Source organism: Propioniciclava sp. (assembly GCF_029977985.1).
GTDB lineage: Bacteria > Actinomycetota > Actinomycetes > Propionibacteriales > Propionibacteriaceae > Propioniciclava.
Map to the genome: position 1 here is coordinate 1 of NZ_JARKOT010000249.1, position 1,437 is coordinate 1,437.

The following is a 1,437-nucleotide window of genomic DNA, read 5'->3' on the forward strand; positions in this document are numbered from 1 at the left end:
GACGAGCGGGCCGAGCTGAAGACCCAACTGGCCACCGACGTCGCCAACGACCCGGCCTACCCCGCCGACACCTACTTCGGCGGCAAGGCCCTCTATCGGGACGCCCAACTGTGGAGCATCGCGACCGGGCTCGGCGCGGAAGCGGAGGCGACGACCCTTCGCGACCGCATCGTCGAGGCCATGGACAACTGGATGGACCCCACCCGGTGCTCGACCGAGCCGGCGTTCTGCTTCTACTACGACAAGACCAACCACGGCATGGTGGGCAACACGGTCACGTTCGACTCAGACCTCTACAACGACCACCACTTCCACTACGGCTACTACCTGTACGCCGCCGGGGTGCTGGCCGCCGAGGACTCCGCGCTCGCCGCGAAGTGGGCGCCCGTGATGGATCTGCTCGCCGCCGACATTGCGAGCCCGGAGGCGTCCGAGTACTTCCCGCAGTGGCGCAACTTCGACGTGTACAGCTCGCACGCGTGGGCGTCGGGGACGAGCCCGTTCGCCGACGGCAACAACCAGGAGTCGGCGTCCGAGGCGGTCAATGCCTGGGCGGGGCTCACCCTGTGGGCTCGGGCCGCCGGCAACGACGACCTCGCCACGCAGGCCAGCTGGATGCACGCCCTCGAAGGACAGGCCGCCCGGGCCTACTGGACGGACTTCGACCGGACCGACCCGGTGTACGCGGGCTTCGGGCACCAGATCACGTCGCTCTTGTGGGGTGGCAAGCGGGACTACGCCACGTGGTTCTCCGCCGAGCCGGCCGCCATGCTGGCGATCCTGGTGATCCCGGCCAGCCCGTCGTCGGGACACCTCGCGGGCGACCCGGAGCGCATCCGGGCCAACGTCGCCGAGGCGACCGTCACCGCCGGGTTCGACCAGACGTACGGCGACTACCTGCTCATGTACGCGGCACTCGCCGGTGACACCGACCGGGCGACCGCGCTGGCCACCGCCCGGACCCTGTCCGACGCGGCCATCGACGACGGCGACAGCCGTACCTACCTGCTGGCGTTCCTCATGGCGGGCCTGCCCTCCTGAGTGTGCCGCGACGACCGCCTGCCGACCCGGGTCATGCGTAGCCCAGGTCGTGCAGGCGGTCGTCGTCGATGCCGAAGTAGTGCGCGATCTCGTGGACGACGGTGATGTTCACCTCGTCGACGACGTCGTCGGCGGTGGAGCAGATGGCCAGCGTCGGGTTGCGGAAGATGATGATGCGGTCGGGCAGGACGCCGCCGTACCAGCTGTCGCGCTCGGTGATCGGGACGCCCTCGTAGAGGCCCAGCAACTCCGGGTCGTCGGCGGGGGCGTCGTCCTCGATGACGATGATGCAGTACTCCAGCAGATCCATGAGCTCGTCCGGGACGGCATCCAGCGCGTCGCGCACGTGGGCCTCAAACGTGTCGGCGTCCATCTCGATGGGCATGCCCCCACCCT

2 protein-coding genes are annotated in these 1,437 nt (G+C 69.2%); one reads left to right on the forward strand and one right to left on the reverse strand.

Going from position 1 to position 1,437, the window contains the following annotated elements; genetic code table 11:
- A partial coding sequence (locus Q1K57_RS13835; RefSeq protein ID WP_300083606.1) for a glycosyl hydrolase occupies positions 1-1,041 on the forward strand: 1,041 nt, incomplete at its 5' end.
- A gap of 31 nt (positions 1,042-1,072) precedes the next feature.
- Here Q1K57_RS13835 and Q1K57_RS13840 read toward each other — a convergent pair.
- Positions 1,073-1,437: metallopeptidase family protein (locus tag Q1K57_RS13840; protein ID WP_366525380.1), on the reverse strand; the 365-nt coding region annotated here is incomplete at its 5' end.